The 18,016-nt window shown below is 46.4% G+C and carries 16 protein-coding genes; 6 read left to right on the forward strand and 10 right to left on the reverse strand.

From position 1 onward, the window contains the following. The first annotated feature begins 7 nt into the window (after window positions 1–7). The 4 genes from AC6I8Y_RS09990 to AC6I8Y_RS10005 are packed head-to-tail and all read left to right on the forward strand — an operon-like array spanning window position 8 to window position 3,284. Entirely contained in the window at window positions 8–1,714 is a 1,707-nt protein-coding gene (locus AC6I8Y_RS09990; protein WP_498020090.1) for an ABC transporter permease, read from the forward strand. Then, on the forward strand, window positions 1,680–2,327 hold the full coding sequence (locus AC6I8Y_RS09995; RefSeq protein WP_498020091.1) for an ATP-binding cassette domain-containing protein: 648 nt from the start codon (window positions 1,680–1,682) through the stop codon (window positions 2,325–2,327). Before AC6I8Y_RS09990 ends, AC6I8Y_RS09995 begins: the two co-directional genes overlap by 35 nt. Continuing rightward, window positions 2,320–2,928: a CDP-alcohol phosphatidyltransferase family protein gene (locus tag AC6I8Y_RS10000; protein ID WP_498020092.1), complete on the forward strand. Its 609-nt coding sequence runs from the start codon at window positions 2,320–2,322 to the stop codon at window positions 2,926–2,928. Before AC6I8Y_RS09995 ends, AC6I8Y_RS10000 begins: the two co-directional genes overlap by 8 nt. A gap of 8 nt (window positions 2,929–2,936) precedes the next feature. Continuing rightward, window positions 2,937–3,284 carry a YajD family HNH nuclease gene (locus AC6I8Y_RS10005; protein WP_042499543.1) on the forward strand — a complete coding sequence of 116 codons (348 nt, stop codon included), beginning with the start codon at window positions 2,937–2,939 and terminating at the stop codon, window positions 3,282–3,284. A gap of 67 nt (window positions 3,285–3,351) precedes the next feature. On the opposite strand, the gene dkgB is transcribed toward AC6I8Y_RS10005, so the two are convergent. From dkgB to AC6I8Y_RS10045, 8 genes are all read right to left on the reverse strand, one after another. Next, a complete protein-coding gene (gene dkgB / locus AC6I8Y_RS10010; protein WP_498020093.1) occupies window positions 3,352–4,158 on the reverse strand; it encodes a 2,5-didehydrogluconate reductase DkgB in 807 nt (268 codons plus the stop codon). A gap of 105 nt (window positions 4,159–4,263) precedes the next feature. After that, window positions 4,264–4,632 carry a hypothetical protein gene (locus AC6I8Y_RS10015; RefSeq protein ID WP_394151429.1) on the reverse strand — a complete coding sequence of 123 codons (369 nt, stop codon included), beginning with the start codon at window positions 4,630–4,632 and terminating at the stop codon, window positions 4,264–4,266. A 210-nt stretch (window positions 4,633–4,842) separates the two neighbouring features. Further along, window positions 4,843–6,291 carry a decarboxylating NADP(+)-dependent phosphogluconate dehydrogenase gene (gene gnd / locus AC6I8Y_RS10020; protein ID WP_128648871.1) on the reverse strand — a complete coding sequence of 483 codons (1,449 nt, stop codon included), beginning with the start codon at window positions 6,289–6,291 and terminating at the stop codon, window positions 4,843–4,845. A 95-nt stretch (window positions 6,292–6,386) separates the two neighbouring features. Then, window positions 6,387–7,889, reverse strand: coding sequence for a glucose-6-phosphate dehydrogenase (zwf, locus tag AC6I8Y_RS10025; protein ID WP_234495739.1), 1,503 nt, complete (start codon window positions 7,887–7,889; stop codon window positions 6,387–6,389). Between the two features lie 162 nt (window positions 7,890–8,051). Continuing rightward, a complete protein-coding gene (locus AC6I8Y_RS10030) occupies window positions 8,052–9,056 on the reverse strand; it encodes a LacI family DNA-binding transcriptional regulator (RefSeq protein WP_394151430.1) in 1,005 nt (334 codons plus the stop codon). 190 nt (window positions 9,057–9,246) lie between these two features. Beyond that, the gene (locus tag AC6I8Y_RS10035) at window positions 9,247–10,350 is read right to left on the reverse strand and encodes a porin (RefSeq protein ID WP_498020094.1); all 1,104 of its coding nucleotides are present in this window, start codon (window positions 10,348–10,350) and stop codon (window positions 9,247–9,249) included. A gap of 146 nt (window positions 10,351–10,496) precedes the next feature. Continuing rightward, entirely contained in the window at window positions 10,497–11,513 is a 1,017-nt protein-coding gene (locus AC6I8Y_RS10040; protein WP_234495737.1) for a nuclear transport factor 2 family protein, read from the reverse strand. Between the two features lie 150 nt (window positions 11,514–11,663). Further along, a complete protein-coding gene (locus tag AC6I8Y_RS10045; protein ID WP_498020095.1) occupies window positions 11,664–12,968 on the reverse strand; it encodes an MFS transporter in 1,305 nt (434 codons plus the stop codon). Window positions 12,969–13,305: 337 nt separating this feature from the next. Here AC6I8Y_RS10045 and AC6I8Y_RS10050 point away from each other — a divergent pair, with 337 nt between their 5' ends. Both AC6I8Y_RS10050 and AC6I8Y_RS10055 read left to right on the forward strand, forming a co-directional pair. Further along, window positions 13,306–14,847, forward strand: a complete 1,542-nt coding sequence (locus AC6I8Y_RS10050; protein WP_498020096.1) for a sodium:solute symporter family transporter — start codon at window positions 13,306–13,308, stop codon at window positions 14,845–14,847. Window positions 14,848–14,869: 22 nt separating this feature from the next. After that, a complete protein-coding gene (locus AC6I8Y_RS10055; protein ID WP_394151434.1) occupies window positions 14,870–16,240 on the forward strand; it encodes an L-serine ammonia-lyase in 1,371 nt (456 codons plus the stop codon). A gap of 45 nt (window positions 16,241–16,285) precedes the next feature. On the opposite strand, the gene AC6I8Y_RS10060 is transcribed toward AC6I8Y_RS10055, so the two are convergent. Together AC6I8Y_RS10060 and AC6I8Y_RS10065 are read right to left on the reverse strand one after the other, a co-directional pair. After that, a complete protein-coding gene (locus tag AC6I8Y_RS10060; protein WP_394151435.1) occupies window positions 16,286–16,972 on the reverse strand; it encodes an SDR family NAD(P)-dependent oxidoreductase in 687 nt (228 codons plus the stop codon). Window positions 16,973–17,038: 66 nt separating this feature from the next. Next, window positions 17,039–18,001, reverse strand: a complete 963-nt coding sequence (locus AC6I8Y_RS10065; RefSeq protein ID WP_498020097.1) for an NAD(P)H-dependent oxidoreductase — start codon at window positions 17,999–18,001, stop codon at window positions 17,039–17,041. Between the last annotated feature and the right edge of the window lie 15 nt (window positions 18,002–18,016).

The following is an 18,016-nucleotide window of genomic DNA, read 5'->3' on the forward strand; positions in this document are numbered from 1 at the left end:
AACGATTATGCTAAGACTGTTGTACGCCATATTGGTTGTTGTCTGCATTCTCCCTACCATACCCGGCCTTGCGGGTGTGGTAGTGGCATCACTCGGTTACATTCCTCCGCTCAACCTGAATGAGTTTAGCGTCACTGGATTTACCGATGTTTTCGCGTGGCAAGGTGTCGAAAAGTCCATCGCGCTCACCTTTACCACAGCCATTGTGAGCAGCTACTTTGCATGCTTCCTCGCTTTTGCCATTATCGCGGCGAGTTGGAACAGTCGTTGGTGGAAAAAGATTGAACTGGCACTATCGCCACTTCTGGCGTTGCCACACGTTGCGTTTGCCATCGGCTTTGCGTTTCTGTTCTCTCCAACAGGGTTTGGGGCACGGGCACTTGTTGAGCTCTTTGGAGTCAGTAGCCAATCCGGCCTTAGTGATGCGCCTTGGTTAGTAAAAGATCCCTACGGCATCGGACTGACCTTGATGCTTGCCATCAAAGAAGTGCCCTTTCTTCTGCTGATGAGTATTCCAATATTACGCCAACTGAAAGTGTGTGAATCATTGAAGATCGCTTCGTCGCTTGGTTACTCGGAGGCGGCGGCATGGTGGAAAATCATCCTGCCTCAATGGTTTGCAAAGATCCGCTTTCCGATGCTCGCTGTCATCGCGTATAGCTTATCTGTCGTTGATGTTGCCTTAATTATTGGCCCGACCAACCCGCCTACGTTTGCCGTTCTTGTATGGCAGTGGTTCAACGATCCAGACCTCAACCTACTTCCAAGAGCCAGTGCGGGTGCCGTTATTTTGTTTGTCATTGCAACACTACTCATCGGCTTGGCTAGACTGATTGAGTTTGTCGTCGTCAAATACGCGAATCAATGGCAATATTCTGGACGCTACGCAATTCGCCTTCCGGGAAAATCACTATTTATAGTTATTGCCGGCATCGTCACCGCCATGGTACCGCTTACTATTATCTGGACGTTTGCTCAGCGCTGGCGATTCCCTGATCTGTTGCCATCACGCTATACAATGCGATTTTGGGAGTACGAATGGGAAGGGATGACTAGCGTAATCAGCCAGAGTCTAACCATCGCGATAATATCTGCTTCGATTGCACTAATACTTGCCATCGTTGGGCATGAGTATCGAAGCAAGTATCGTCTGCAAATCCCTGGATATGTCATTGCGATTCCGATGCTACTTCCGCAACTGAGTATTCTATTTGGTTTGCAAGTCGCGACCCTGATACTCAATGACAACGCTTATCTATTCTGGGTGTGTTGGTCTCACGTCTTCTTCGCATTTCCATTCGTTTATTTATCACTGGATGGGCCTTGGCGAGGGTTCAACGACCAACTGACTAAGGCTTCCATGAGTCTGGGTAAAAGCCCTCTTTACACTTGGTTTCACATCAAACTGCCATTGCTACTTCCTGCCATCATCTTTGCATGGGCGATTGGTATCAGCGTGAGTCTGGCTCAGTACCTTCCAACACTCGTGCTTGGTGCAGGGCGTATCGCCACCATTACCACCGAAGCGGTGGCTCTTTCGAGCGGGTTTGATAGACGTGTTACCGCGATATATGCGCTATTCCAAGCTCTATTACCTCTGCTCTTTTTCACCATTGCGGTGCTGGTTAATCGCCTTCACACCCGTTATCGCCGAATTAAATTTAAAGGATTGTTAGTTAATGACGCTCTTGCTAGAAAACCTCGCCATCCGTAAGCGTGATGGTGAGGTGCTGTTTTCTAATTGCAACTTCTCTATCGACTCAGGAGCAATTCTGACTTTGATGGGACCCAGTGGGTGCGGTAAATCGACCTTGCTCGATGTTGTCGCCGGTCACCTTGCACCTGAGTTCACCTACTCTGGGCAGGTTCAACTTAACGGACAGCGAATCGACACCTTAGCTCCTCACAAGCGTCGTGTTGGCATACTGTTCCAAGATGACTTGCTGTTTCCTCATCTGAATGTTTGGGAGAATTTAGCGTTCGCTTTGCCCAATGAGGTCAAAGGGTCGAATCGCAAATCACAAGCCATGGAGGCGCTCAGTAAAGTCAGGCTTTCGAAACTTGCTGAGCAATATCCAGAGCAACTCTCTGGAGGTCAACGAGCGCGAATAAGCTTAACCCGTATGCTGCTCGCAGAGCCCGAGGTTGCTTTATTAGATGAACCATTTAGCAAACTTGATAAGGAACTACGAGTACAGTTTCGCGACTGGGTAATGGAGCAATTAAAGCAGGCTAACATCCCTACCCTAATGGTGACGCACGATGAAGATGATATCCCTCAAGGGAGCCAGGTACTCAAATGGCCATGGGAGAGCGCACATGCTTGATCGACTAAGTATCAAAGTCATTCGTTGGCCACTGGCGAAATCGGCAAGAGTATTAAATCAAGCTGGGGTTACTGCCAATCAAACCACATTATTTGGATTTGCTCTTGGCTGTTTAGCCTTCCCTGCTCTCGCTTATGAGCAGTACTCACTCGCCCTTGTTCTTATCGTTCTTAATCGTATTTGCGATGGATTAGATGGCGCGCTTGCGAGAATTCAGGGTATCAGTGATGCTGGCGGTTTTCTCGACATCAGTCTCGACTTCTTGTTTTATTCTTTGATCCCGTTTGGCTTTGTTATCGCCAACCCAGAACAAAATGCCATTGCCGGAGCGTTTCTGATTTTCTCTTTCATTGGCACTGGCACTAGCTTCTTGGCCTTTGCCGTTATGGCGGGAAAGCGAGGCATTGAAAATCCGGTTTATCAACACAAGTCGCTCTATTACATGAGCGGTTTGACTGAAGGCACAGAAACCATAGGGTGTTTTGTGCTACTTTGCTTGTTCCCGCAACACTTTGCGGCGATTGCGTTTGTATTTGGTACCGCTTGCTGGTTTACCACATTCACTCGCATTTACTCAGGCTTTCACACGTTAAAAGAGTAAGGAACAGCATGTCTTCTGACTATTTCGGTACCAGTGCCGCCTACGCGCGTAAAGAGAGCGACTATCGCGAAAAGGCACTTAAGTTATACCCTTGGGTTTGTGGTAGCTGCGCTCGTGAGTTTGTCTATTCAAACCTACGCGAACTCACGGTTCATCACAAAGACCATGACCACACAAATAACCCTGAAGATGGGAGTAACTGGGAGCTCTTGTGCTTGTACTGTCACGACCATGAGCATTCAAAATATACAGAGCATGAGCTCTACGGCAGCGAAGTGAAGCCCGGCGAAGATAATCACCAAGCGGCGACTCACAACCCTTTTGCCGATCTCGCCAATATGATGAAAAAGAAGTAGTGATAAAAAAACGTCAGGCAAATACCTGACGTTTTTCATTAGAATCGCTGTGATTAAAATACTAAATCTAGTCCCACTCTGGTGCGAAATCAGGGTTCGCTAAGCGGTGACCGCGCTCTAGGTTAGCAATTGTTGCCATATCTTCATCGTTTAGCAAAACATCAACATAACCTAAGTTACTCTCAATGTTTGCCTTTTTCGTCGACGATGGGATAGTGACAAAACCTGACTTAGCCATCCAAGCCAGCACAACTTGTGCAGGTGTCGCACCATGTTTTTCAGCGATGTGCTTAATCGAGCCATCTTTCAATACATCACCATAGGCGAATGGCATGTAGCCTGTCACAATCATCTCGTTCTGCTTACAGAAATCAACGACTTGAGCGTTCTGCAAGTATGGGTGCACTTCCACCTGATTGGTGTAAAGCACGCCTTCACCAAGAATCTCAATCGCCTGCTTCATTTGCGCTACCGTAAAATTCGACACGCCGATATGTCGTGCCAAGCCCGAATCTTGAGCACGCTTGAGCTCTTGAAGGTACTCCTCCATTGGCACTGCCTCATCTTTTAGCGGCCAGTGAATAAGAAGGAGATCAACGTGTTCGAGTTGCAGATCTTTCAAACTCTCATCAAGGCTTGGGATGAAAGAGTCTTTGCCAAGCTTATCCATCCAGATCTTTGTTGTTACAAAAAGCTCATCACGTGCGATACCCGAGTCAGCAATCGCTTGCCCTACTTCTTTCTCGTTTCCGTAGATTTGAGCGGTATCGATGTGACGGTAGCCAGCCTCAAGAGCCATTTTTACTGAGTTGTAAGCGTCATCACCCTTTAAGCGAAATGTACCCGCACCAAGCGTTGGAATAGAAAGGGACATAACTTCTCCTTAGTTTTGATTGTTGTCCCGTCAGTCTAGCAGTATGTGTACGTTCGATTTACTACTAAAATCACAAATGTTTGTTGCGCTAGGTGCAAAGGTAACTTATTTCGGTATCGGTATGATTGCTTGCGTTTCATCGAGTAACTCTCTTTGATAGCTTAGCGAATCCGACTGATCATTGAGGTATTTAAGTAAAACACGAGTTATGCCTTCGCGGTAGTTTACCAAACCACTATCGGCACCATTGAGTTCGGTATTGGTATAGCGATAGTAAATGCCCTCTCCCGGTTGCTCACGAGATAGTCTTTCTAACGAAGAGTGGTTTTCAATCTTATCCCCGTAGAACGCATAAGTAGGTCGACCATCCAGTGGCGTGAGTTCAATTGCCGTTGATAAATCTAGAAGAGGAGAGCGAGTTAATTTGCTCATCAACTCTGGTTCCGCAGAGAGTATGTTGAGGTATGTGCTCATAAAATATCCTTATAGGTTGACCGAGAAACGGACGAACCAATGTAAACATCATTGTCATGGCACATTATGACAGACGGCTTATTTCCGCCTAAGTTAGAAGTTATATCGGATTCGAATAGATCAAGCTCCACCAGCCTTGACGGTTGTATAATGCGCAAAAAAAGCCTCGCTAGATAGCGAGGCTCGAATTAACTTTGTATCTTAAACCGCTTACACGTCGTAAGTTGTAGACGCAGTGTCGCCGCCCGTACCAGTCCAGTTTGTGTGGAAGAATTCACCACGTGGACGGTCAGTACGCTCGTATGTGTGAGCACCGAAGTAGTCACGTTGAGCTTGAAGCAGGTTCGCTGGCAGACGCGCTGTTGTGTAGCCGTCTAGGAAAGATAGCGCAGAAATCGTACATGGCATTGGGATGCCAGCTTCTAGAGATTTCGCTGCTACTTTACGCCATGCCGCTAGGCTGCTTTGTAGGATGTTTTTGAAGTACTCATCTGAACCTAGGAATGCGATATCTGGGTTCGCTTCGTATGCATCACGAATGTTGCCTAGGAATGCAGAGCGGATGATACAACCACCACGCCACATTAGTGCTACGTTACCGTAGTTTAGATCCCAACCGTTCTCGTTTGATGCTTCACGCATTAGCATGAAACCTTGAGCGTAAGAAATGATCTTAGAAGCGAGTAGCGCTTGACGAAGTGCATCAACCCACTCTTGCTTGTCACCTTCTACTGGCGTGATTGTCTTACCGAATAGAGACTCAGCTTCAACGCGTTGGTCTTTTAGAGCAGACAGACAACGAGAGAATACAGACTCAGAGATAAGCGTTAGCGGAATACCTAGGTCAAGTGCGTTGATACCTGTCCATTTACCTGTGCCTTTTTGGCCCGCAGTATCAAGGATCTTCTCTACTAGTGGCTCGCCGTCTTCATCTTTGTAGCCAAGAATGTCAGCAGTGATTTCTACTAGGTAGCTGTCTAGTTCTGTTTTGTTCCAGTCTGCGAATACAGCCTGCATTTCGTCAGCAGACATGCCTAGACCGTCTTTCATGAACTGATACGCTTCAGTGATCAGCTGCATGTCGCCGTATTCGATACCGTTGTGTACCATCTTAACGAAGTGACCTGCACCATCGTTACCAACCCAGTCACAGCAAGGCTCGCCAGCGTCAGTTTTTGCAGAGATACCTTGGAAGATAGGCTTAACCGCTTCCCAAGCTTCTGAAGCGCCACCAGGCATGATTGAAGGTCCAAAACGTGCGCCTTCTTCACCACCAGAAACACCGGTACCGATGAAGTGGATGCCTTTCTCACGAAGCGCAGCAACGCGGCGGTTTGTATCTGGGTAGTTTGTGTTACCACCATCAATGATGATGTCGCCTTTGTCTAGTAGTGGTACGAGTGCTTCGATGAATTTATCAACAACGTCACCGGCACGTACCATTAGCATCACTTTACGTGGCGATTCTAGCTTCTCAACTAGCTCTTCTAGTGAGTATGCGCCAACAATGTTTGTGCCTTTTGCTGGACCTTCTAGGAACTCGTCAACTTTTGCAGCAGTACGGTTGTGAGCCACAACTTTAAAGCCGTGGTCATTCATGTTTAGGATAAGGTTCTGACCCATTACCGCCAGACCAATTACACCAATATCACCTTTCATCATTCTCTCCATCAATTCGGCAACTTAACTTGCTGCTTTGAAATTTTTGGTCGCGCCAAGTTGTGCAGCTCTCCCAACGCGACATAATCTTGTGATTACAGTTCGCAGTAATCTGTGTCTGTCAGGTTCTTGCAAGGGAAGCGCCAAGCGCGACCATCGTTATGAAGCAGTTGATCAGACTCTTTAGGACCCCAAGTACCACATGCATAGCCAAATAGCGCTTGTGGATCTTGTTTGAAGTCTAGAATCGGTTGTACAAACTCCCAACACGCTTCTACTGCATCACTACGCGCAAATAGTGTCGCGTCACCATTAAGTGCATCTAGTAGAAGACGCTCGTATGCAGTTAGCATTTGCGTTTCTTGAAGTGACGCGTAGTGGAAGTTCATCTTCACTTCTTTGGCGTTAAAGCCCGCTCCTGGCTCCTTCAACCCAAAGCTCATCTGAATGCCTTCATCAGGTTGAATTCGGATGATAAGCTTGTTTTCAGGTGCGTCTTTACCAAATACTGGATGCGGCGTTTGTTTAAAGTGAATCACCACCTCGGTGACACGAGTCGGCAAACGTTTACCTGTGCGGACATAAAAAGGAACACCATTCCAGCGCCAGTTATCGATAAACATCTTCAAACCAACATAAGTCTCTGTACGAGAATCGTCCGCTACACCGTGCTCATCACGGTAGCCCGGTAGGAACTGTCCACGCACATTAGATTCTGTGTACTGACCCAGCACTAGGTTGTTACGCAAATCATCTTCAGAAAGCGGGCGCAGACATTGCAGTACTTTAACTACTTCGTTACGAATTGCGTCCGCGTTAATTTGTGCCGGAGATTCCATGCCTACCATTGCGAGTACTTGTAGCAAGTGGTTTTGGAACATGTCACGCATTGCACCCGAACCATCGTAGTAGCCGCCACGCTCCTCAACACCTAAGAACTCAGCACCCGTGATTTCTACATAATCAACGTACTGATGGTTCCAGAGTGGCTCAAACATCGCGTTCGAGAAACGCAGAACAAGTAGGTTCTGAACCGTCTCTTTACCTAGGTAGTGGTCAATACGATAGATTTGATGCTCTTGGAAGTGCTCGTGGATCTCTTTGTCGAGCTGTCGCGCTGACGCTAAGTCATAACCAAATGGCTTCTCGATGATTAGACGCTTCCAGCCTTGGCTTTCATCATTAAGACCGTGAGCCGCTAGGCTCGCTGGAATAATGCTGTAAAGGCTTGGCGGTGTCGCCAAATAGAATAGCGTGTTGCGTTGTTCAAAGCCGTATTGGTTTGCAACGTCATCTAGGCGGGTTGCGAGTTTCGCGTAATCTTGAGTATCAGAGGTATCAATCGCTTGATAATGAAGATGGTTACAGAATGCTTCTAGCGTTTCTGGCTCTGTCTTCTCCATCTCTTGAAGAGAAGCTTTGAGTTTCTCTCTGTATGATTCGTCACTGTATTGAGTGCGGCTCACACCAAGAATAGCAAATGATTTTGGCAGCTGGTCGCTGGCATACAAATGGTAAAGAGCAGGGATCAACTTACGGTACGTAAGGTCGCCTGAAGCACCAAAGATCACGATGCTACTATTTTCAGGTATTACCATCTTTTTTCCTTAGACAATGGGGGCAATTGTTTAGCGGACGCCAATGTTAACAGCGTGCTAGATAAAAAGAAAATAAGTTTTGCCTATCCAAAGGATAGGCAAATTCACTCAAATGATAAGGTCTGACCACGACTATTATAGTCAGTTTAGAGATGTTAGAAGCTAGTTAGTGCTATTTCGCTCAATAAAGCGTACCGGGACCATCAAGCGAACCAAACTTGAGTCCTTCTCTTTGATTTGATTTGAAATGATTTTTACCGATTCTCTGGCAAGACGAGTGAAGTCTTGGCGGAAGGTCGACAGCTCGTAGCTTAGCCAAGTCGCCTGTGGAATATCATCAAAGCCAATCACCTGAACATCTTCAGGGATCTTCAAATCAAACTCAAAACGAGCGATGTCCATAAAAGCCATGGCAAGATTGTCAGTCGCGCAGAACACACCTTGTGGTTTTGCCCCACTCTTGAGCAATGCACGGATCTCTTCTAGCGCGCCACCATAATCGTAGTTGGCTTCAACGACTTTTGGGATCTTGCCAGTTAGCGATTGAAACTCATCGCAAAAACCATTGACGCGCTCTTGGTTGGTCAAGGTAGGAACTTCACCCGTTAGATAAACGACGTCGGACAACTTGCTATCCGCAAAGCGCTGTGCAGCGATTTGCCCTGCCGAATAGTTATCACTGATCACATAGCTACTCTTAGTTCCTTCGACGACACGGGCGTATTGCACGATAGGAATATTAAACTCTTCGCACTCATCGTAGAGCGCGGTATTGAACGTCGCGGAAGCGGCAATAACACCGTCAACGCGATACTGGAAAATGTTGGGAATCGAGTGTTGGTTCTCTCCATCAACTTGCCATGGAATGAGCACCGCTGAGTAACCAATTTTTTGCAACTCGCTACTAATGAGCTGCAGCGTTTTCATATGGATGGGATAATCCGCATCTGGGAAGACTAAGCCGATAAGTTTAGACTGATTGGTCGTCAGACTTCGCGCGAACGCATTGGGGCGGTAGTTGAGTGCTTTTGCTGCCTCAAACACCTTTTGTTTGGTCTTTTCTGCGACAGAGCTCCCTTCAACAAACACACGGGATACCGTCGATTGTGACACCCCTGCGAGTTTAGCGACATCTTTTGACGTGACCGTCTGTTTTGGAATATTCATTTATTTTGTCTAATTCACCGAGCCAATGGCGCTAAATGTAGCATAAATTGGTACGTATGCATAAACAGAAAAGCCTTACATCGTTTAAATGTAAGGCTTTAGCACATAAATACCATCTAAAATGGGTTGTACCCATCAACCTGCAGCAATTACCTGTTCCCAAATTGCAACAGGTTGAGGGAACAAGTTATTAGAAGTAGTAGCGGATACCCGCAGAGAACTGGTTATCGCGGTTATCGTAGTGGTCTTGCACGTATTGGTCATTACCTTGGTCAAACTGGTATTCAGCCCAAAGAAGGAAGGTGTTCTTTGTAAAGTGATACTCTAGACCTGGAATGATGGTTTGACGCTCGTAGCCATTACCATTGTCATCTTTGCTAGTTAAGTAGTTAACGTTAAGCGTTGGACGAAGACCATTTTCGAAATGGTAGTAAGTGTATAGCTCTGCGCCACGCGAATCATAAAATTCAGCGTTGTCGTTTACTTCCCAGTTAGAGCCTTCGCTGTATGTCGCACCAACATAGAAACCGCCTAATGAATAGTTTGCACCAAGCAGCGCGATACGTTGAATGTCGCCATCGTTGATATTAGATGCATTCTCGATATCTGTAAGCTCATTCTGGTGATACGCCAAACCAAGCGTTAGACCATTTTCAAACGAGTAAGAGGTAGAAGCGCCCATACCGTTTTTCAATGTTGCAGTTGCATTGCCAGCTAGAGCAACATCGTTACGTGTTGTTTGGTAAGTGAAGCCGTTTTTCCAGTCACCACCCACGTTGTTACGATAAGTAATAGAGTTTTCAGCACGACCTGTGCCTGAAGCAATACCCCAATCCGCTAGATTGTAATAGCCAGTACCACGTGAACCATAGGTACGACCTAAGTCGGTGTACCAAGCCACATCATAGAAAGTACTCCACTGCTTAGTACCTGCAGCGATTTTACCCCACTTTTCGTGTTCTACACCTGCGTATAGAAGACGGCTGTAGATGTCATTGGCAGTCGAAGAAGAGTTATAACCCCACTCTGCGTGACCAAAGCCTTGCCAACCATTTTCAAGTTGCTTAACGCCTTTGAATCCGAAACGAGAACTGCCGCTGTTGAATTCATCAGTGCGAGCTTCATACTCACCAGCGTTGTCATCAAAATTACGTGCCTTGTTTTGGTAGCGAACTTCAAAACGACCGTCAATAGTTAAAGAGTCACCATTTTCATTGGTAAAAGTGTGTGCGGCCATTGCAGAGGCAGAAGTAAGTGCAGTTACCACTAGTACACTTAATACAGACTTTTTCATTTGCTTCCTACTTTACAGGCAATAGAAAGCCTCCGTGCCTAACAGCCCGTTAAAAATAATAATCAGGAAAAACGATGCCACATCCTGTGGCATCGGTTGGGAGCAGGCTTGAGGTTGAGAGGACGCTCAAGCCGTAGGTATTGCTCTTATAGAGAAGGGTTAAGGATGCTTGAAGTACGCTCGAACACGTCTAGACCTTGCTGTTTTAGCCAGTAAGGTAGGTCGATCAGTACCCAGTTCTCAGATAGCTTGTCGCCGTCACGGTAGTAAACGTCTACTACTTGCATGTCCGCACGAACTTCGCCGCCAGTCATACCTAGGAAACCACCGATTGGCGTGTTAGATAGGTTTGGCCAACCAAAGAAACAAGAGAAGCTGCCTTCTGCGAAACGACATACGTGGCCGTTAAACTTCTTGTCTTTTAGGTTATTACGGAACGGAAGCTGGTGCTGCTGCTGGTAGCGAGGGATAGTGTAAGATGCACCGATACCACATGGACCGTACCAGATCATGTCTTCAGACCAGCTCTTCGCTAGTACTTCTGGTGGGCAACCCATTGCGCCGCTGTCATTAAGTGCAGAAAGGTCAGCAACCATCTTGTTTACTAGATCTAGAGTCGCTTGACCTTCTTCAGGCGCTGCATCTTCAAACAGTAGACCGTCGTGGTTACGAGGACCAGGGTAAGTGAAGTGCTTACCTGTTGACGGTGGAAGTGGGTAGCAGCCTGCTTGATCCATCACACCTAGTAGGTCTAGGAAAAGACCTGTTTTAGTAATTTTACCGTTCTCTACGCAGTTGAATTCAGCGTAACGGATGTTCATGATTTTGCCTGTTGGACGCATACCTAGGTATTCAGCATCGAATAGACCCATGAAGTGACCCATGCTCATAACCCAGATTTCACCTGACGTTACTTCGTTTTCACCGCCGATAAAGATATCTTGGCGACGTTGCATGCGAGTCATAGATTTCATCAAAGGAGCCCAGAAAACTTCTGCAGCTGCTTCCGCACCTTCTTGCTCACGGAATGGGTAAACACCACGCCATAGGTAATCTTCTGAAGTGTGAGCTTTTAGTACTTCAGCAACGTTTTCGTGCGTTGCGTTTTCCATTGCGTCGAAGTATTCACGTACAACGCGTTTTGCTTCTTGATATTTAGACATAATCATCTCTCTTATTAATGATGAGTCATTGTTGGAACAGGACTCGTAATTAAGTTAGGTTGTCGACAGGTATCTTCAGATACCGGAGAGAATCTACCCGTCGACTAAGTTCTTTAAAGACTGAGGTTTGTTAAAGACTAAGCTCTTGAATTAAGCGCTCGCTTTTTCTACTTTCTTCTCTTTGTGGAACACGCCGCCTTTTAGTGTCTCTGGCAGTGTTAGCCATAGAAGACCTGCGATGATCCATACGATTGGTGAACCCCACATTGCCGTTTGTAGGTCGGTACGCTCTTGGATAAAGATAAGTACCATTGGCGCCCACATACCTAGGATACGACCACCGTGGAACAGTGCCGCACCGTAGCTACGAAGGTGGGCTGGGAATAGCTCTGAGAAGTAACCACCCCATACCGCTGATGAAGACAGACCGAAGTTATAAATCAGGCCAAGGATAGCGAGCATGTTCAGACCGCCAATAACCTTGTCACCCGGTGCGATGAAGAAGATTGACACCATGATACCGGCTAGGATGAAACCAAATGCGTTCACCTTACGACCAAACTTGTCTGCCGCCCAACCCCAGAACCAAGCACCAAATAGCGAGCCAAATGCTGAGATGGAGAAGATAAGACCGATTGTTGCACCGTCAAACATACGAACTTCACGTAGGTAAGTCGTTACGAAACCACCGAAGAACTGGAAGCCGTAGAAGTTCAGACCTGCAAGTAGCAAACACGTAATAGTGATAGTGCGGTAAGGCTTGCTTAGCATCTCGCCCCAAGAACCTTTCTTCGCTGTCACGTTAGAGTCTGTTGAAGCTTCAGCCTTCGCTTGCTCTTCTTCGCCGTAAGCAATCACTTTCTTGTCGCTTGGTAAAACGAAGATCATTAGTACAGCTGCTGCTAGTGGTGGCACACCGCCAACCCACATGAGGCTTTGCCATGGAGCATCGATGCTTGTGATAAATGCTGCATACGCACCCATTACCATCAAAGCGACAGAGAACATAGAAGATGCAAAGGCCGTCAACTTACCGCGCACTGTTGGTGTGAATAGACCAATCATCAATGAAACAGCAACCGTGAAGTAGCCACCCAACGATAGACCGATGATGAAACGCATTGCCGCCCATGTTGCGTAGTCGGTAAACATCATATTGATGATGGTTGCGCCACCGTTTAGTGCAGTAATAGCAATCAAGGTGTTCTTTTTACCAAACTTGGTTGCGAACCAAGCACAGCTTAATGCACCAATCAGGGCACCAACGGACTGCCATGTGTAGAACTGAGCCGTGTCCGACAAGCTAATTCCGTCGTACGCTTCAACGATGTAGGGGCGTACGTAGTCAATAATTACAAAGTTATAACAGTAAAAGAAGTAACCAACCAAGATAGCTAAATAGGCAGCTACCCTTTGGATCATTGGAACTTCGCTCATGTGTTTTTTAGCGGTCATAGCCGTTAAACCCTTATTTTAATTAGGTATAGTATTTTTAATGGCGAGCACAGTGTTTCTAAACTTTGTTTGACTGCCCCCGTCCTGCGAGATGAATCTTACTTTTTTTGTGGTTTAAAGATCCGTGATCCATATCAAAAACCAATGAATACGCACCCAAAGCGCAGGTTTTAGTGACAACGATCACACTAACACGCAAAATTCGCCATTTTGATGTATTTATAGCCAGTTTAGTCGATAGATCTCACATTTATTGACTCAGAACTGTATCATTCGCCTACAATGACGATAGAATCCACTCGAATTTGAAGCAAAAGATGTTTTGGAATAATCAAGAATGGTTACGTACTCAAGCCTCGTTGTAATCGCCCTATACATTACAACAACCATATTTATCAGCTACTTAGTAAATAGGAAGCTGAAAACGGGTGGAGACTTTTCGACAGGTGGACGTCAATTCGGTTGGTTTACAGCGGGAGTATCCATTCTCGCGACTTATATAAGTGCAATGACCTTTATCGGAATGCCCGGTTGGGTTTATGGAACAGGGATGGAAGCGATGGCGATCCACCTCAACTACCCTTTGGTGATCTTTTTCACCGTGGTGTTTTTCGTTCCTATCTTCTACAAGCTCAAGCTGACTTCTATCTATGAGTATCTAGAGATGCGTTTTGGTATCTATGCTAGAACCATCAACTCGATCGTTTTTCTTGTGGTGCAATGTATCTCCGCAGGTGTCATCTTGTATGCGGTGTCGCTAATTCTGGTTCAGGTGTTACCCATCACCATTACCCAAGCGATTTTGTGTATAAGCGTATTCACCGCTATTTACACCTATGCCGGCGGTATTTCGACGGTCATTTGGACAGATATGCTTCAGTCGCTGATCCTAGTCATTGGTACTATCGCTATCTTCTTTATTTTAATTTTCGACATAGATAGCGGCGTGAAATCGACACCTGAGATGCTCAACGTCATCAACCTGAGTATGGATCCAAGTGTCGATACAACACTCTGGGCAGGGTTAGTTGCCGTTGCGTTTCTGCATCTAAGTGTTTACGGCACTAACCAGCTTATTATCCAGCGAACTCTGGCCACGAAAGACGTCAATACAGCCCAAAAGTCGATGCTGCTTTGCGGATACGGCGCGTTTTTTATCTATCTACTGTTCGCAGTCTTAGGTGTACTACTCAACCTGTTTTACGATGGTCAAGTCTTTGATAACCAAAATGAAGTCATCTTAGATTTTGTGTTTAACCACACCAATCCGATTATTATTGGTTTGATCATTTCAGCATTAGCAGCTGCGGCGATGTCGACACTGGATTCAACTTACAACTCAATGGCAACCGTAGCGACATTTGATATTTATAAGCGCTTCATTAAAACCGATGCTGAAGGTACGCATTATGAAAGTACCGCGAGAAAAATGAGTTTGGTTGCGGCGGCTTCGGTAGTCGTACCGGCAATTTTGGCGGTATCTAACGAATCCGTATTAAAAACGATCGCTAGTCTGACCTCAATTTTTGTAGGTATTCGTCTTGGCTCTTTTGTGTTAGGAATAGCATCTAAGAAAGCCAACGAAAAAGGCATTATTCTCGGAAGTATTGTTAGCATAGTCGCCGTATTTGCTGCCAAAGGAATGGACATCGCGTGGCCGTGGTTTGCACCAATAGGGACTTTGGTATTTTTGGTCGTAGGATTGACCACTAGCTATAAATGGGGCGAAGTAACGCCCGAACAGCTAGACTTTATTCATAAACAGAAGCACTTGATCGCTAAGCCAAAAGCCAGCCACTACGGGCTATTTGTCTTCGCAGCGTTCACTGTGGTTATTTGTCTATATATCCCCGACTGGCTTGGTTCAGTACTGCTGTAATAAGGTAATAAGGTAATAAGTTATGTTGTCCATCTTCGACATATATAAAGTTGGTGTCGGCCCTTCAAGTTCCCATACGAATGGCCCAATGATCGCTGGCTATCAGTTCACAAAGCTCATTGCTGACAACCTTGATAAGGTAAATCGTGTACAGGTTGACCTCTATGGTTCGCTCTCTTTAACGGGTATTGGTCACCATACCGATAGAGCGACTATCTTAGGTCTACTTGGCAATAAGCCAGACACCATCAAGATTTCTAGTGCTAACCAAGCTATGAAGAAAGCGATTGATGAGGGCGAACTGCCTCTTGCTGGTAAGCATACCATCTCATTCGACTACAAAACCGACATGCTGTTCCATGAAGAAAACCTCCCTCTCCATGAAAACGGCATGACGATCTCCGCTTTCGATAAAGAAGGCAATCGTGTTGGTTTCGAAACCTATTACTCAATCGGTGGCGGTTTCATCGCGACGGAACACGAGTTGCAACACGGCAAAGACGAAGAAGAAGTCAGCGTTGAGTATCCATTCACTAGCGCAGATGAGATGTTAGCGCTTGCCGAGAAGAACGGCATGAGTCTTGGCGGTATGGTGCTTCGTAACGAACTTGCGTTTAAAGACATCGAAGATATCAACGAGAAAGCTGAGCAGATTTGGCGCGTGATGACGCGCTGTATGGAACGTGGCTTTGAGACGGAAGGTATCTTAGATGGCGGTCTAAACGTGACTCGCCGTGCCCCTAACCTTCTTAAGAAGCTGGAAGCTAACGCAGCAGTCGAAAACGATCCAATGGAAATCATGGATTGGATTAACCTGTTCGCATTTGCTGTCAGCGAAGAAAACGCAGCGGGCGGTCAAGTGGTGACCTCACCGACTAATGGTGCGGCTGGCGTTATTCCTGCCGTCTTGATGTACTACCACAGATTCATCAAAGAACTGGATACCAAACAGCTTAAAGACTTCCTTGCTGTGTCCGGCGCTATCGGTATCTTGTACAAGACCAATGCTTCGATTTCAGGTGCTGAGGTAGGTTGTCAGGGTGAAGTTGGTGTGTCTTCTTCAATGGCAGCAGCGGGTCTCACGGCGCTTCGTGGCGGCAGTAACGAGCAGATGTGTATCGCTGCAGAAATCGCTATGGAGCACTCTCTCGGTATGACTTGTGACCCTATCGGTGGTTTGGTGCAGGTTCCATGTATCGAGCGCAACGCAATGGGTGCGATGAAAGCCATCAACGCCTCACGTATGGCGCTTAAGCGTACAAGCAAATGCCTAATCTCTCTCGATAAAGTCATTGATACCATGTACCAAACTGGTAAAGATATGAATAAGAAATATCGTGAGACGTCTCAAGGCGGTTTAGCACTGATTCACCTTGCTCCACCTTGTGAATAATCGGTCGTCGATCAAAAACGGCAGCTCATTGAGCTGCCGTTTTTATTACCAATCAATCTGCTTTTTATCTCGGAAGAACTGGCCTGTTGGGGCATCGCTACCCAGCATCGCGAGCCAAATAGCTGTCTCAGCACCCTCTTCCGGTGAACGAGTGGCGCTCATTCCGCCCATGTCAGTCCGTACCCAACCCGGACACATCGCATTAATCTTAATGTCTCCGCTGTAGCTGTTTGCTGCGACTTTCGTCATCGCGTTAAGCGTCGCCTTGCTGATTGAGTATGCTGCCGGCCCCGTTAGGCCATCAGAAAATGCACCCCAACCCGACGAGATATTAACAATCCGTCCATAACCATTGCTCGTCATTTGGTTGGCAAAGTACTGAGTTAACTCAAACGCTGCAAAAGCATTGGTTTGCATGGACGACATTAGCGCTTCATTTGAAAGCTGTGCAAAAGGCGTTTCCTCAAGCACACCCGCGTTGTTGACTAAAACGTCTATCTTAGAGAAACGCTCAGATAGGTGTGCTAGCGCTCGCTGTCGCGATTCATGGGTTGATAAGTCAAGTTCCACCGCAACAACATTAGCCCCGATGGCACTCGCAACTGCGTCTCCTTGACTGAGCTCTCGACAACCAAGAACAACGTCAAAGCCGTGCTCAGCTAACCCTTTGACGATCGCCAGTCCAATCCCGCGATTACCACCAGTTACTAACGCTACTTTGTTCTCGTTCATTCTGTCCTCCAGCTATGATTTGCGCGCCGTCAATTCCAAAGAACTGACGACGCAGCGACAAGCTAATTAAGAGTTAACGGGTATCACTTCGTAGCTATGGATATGAACATCGCCATTGCTATCAAAACTCACTTGCCAAGTTTCATTGACTAACAAGTTAATGTCATCGCCCTTCATTGGAGAGTCATCAAACGTCTCCGCGATCAATCGGATTCTAAGTTCAGCGACATAACCCAACTCCGACTCCTTCACCTCGACTTGTTCCACCACATGGTCACAATCCGGTTTAAAGACCTTGCGAACCATCGCATACCAATCTCTGAAGCCTTCATGTCCAATGAACTCACCTTCTGGTACTGTCCACTTAACATCCTCGGCCAAATAGCGCGTAAACTGTTCTGTCGACTCTTCAAGGCGGTCGAACTTAGCAAACCAGTTCGCAACAAACTTCTGAATACGATTCTCTGGCGAGTAAATCAAATCCTCAATTTGCGCTTCGACTCGGGTTGCATGGTCACGCGCACTAGCTTCCACTTCTTCAAGCTTGTTGTACACACCCGGAATGTACACCATACGATGAGTATAGATTGGCTTGATGTAATTCATGCCCGCAAGATAAGCCGTTTGCTGCATCGGACGAAGCATCTCTTCAATAGTGAAGTGATTATACCCAAGCGGATCGTAGGACTCCTCAGGACCACCCACCGTAAACGAGAGAATGAAATCTTTACCTTTGAGCTTGTCACCTTCTGGACCATACGCGAAGTTGAAGCTAAACACGTCGTCCATCCACTTCTTCAACAAAGCTGGCATTGAATACCAGTAGAAAGGGAACTGAAGGACGATAACATCGGCTTTAATCATCGCTTGCTGTTCCGCTTCAACATCAATCTTGTAGTCCGGGTACAAGGCATCAAGGCGACGTACTTCGATGTCAGAAATGTTATCACTAAGCTGGTTAAGGATAACTTTGTTGGTGTATGACGATTCAAGCTCTGGGTGACCAGAAATAACAAGTACTTGGCTCATAGTCTTTCTCTCTTA

Source organism: Vibrio sp. KUL78, from assembly GCF_059725505.1.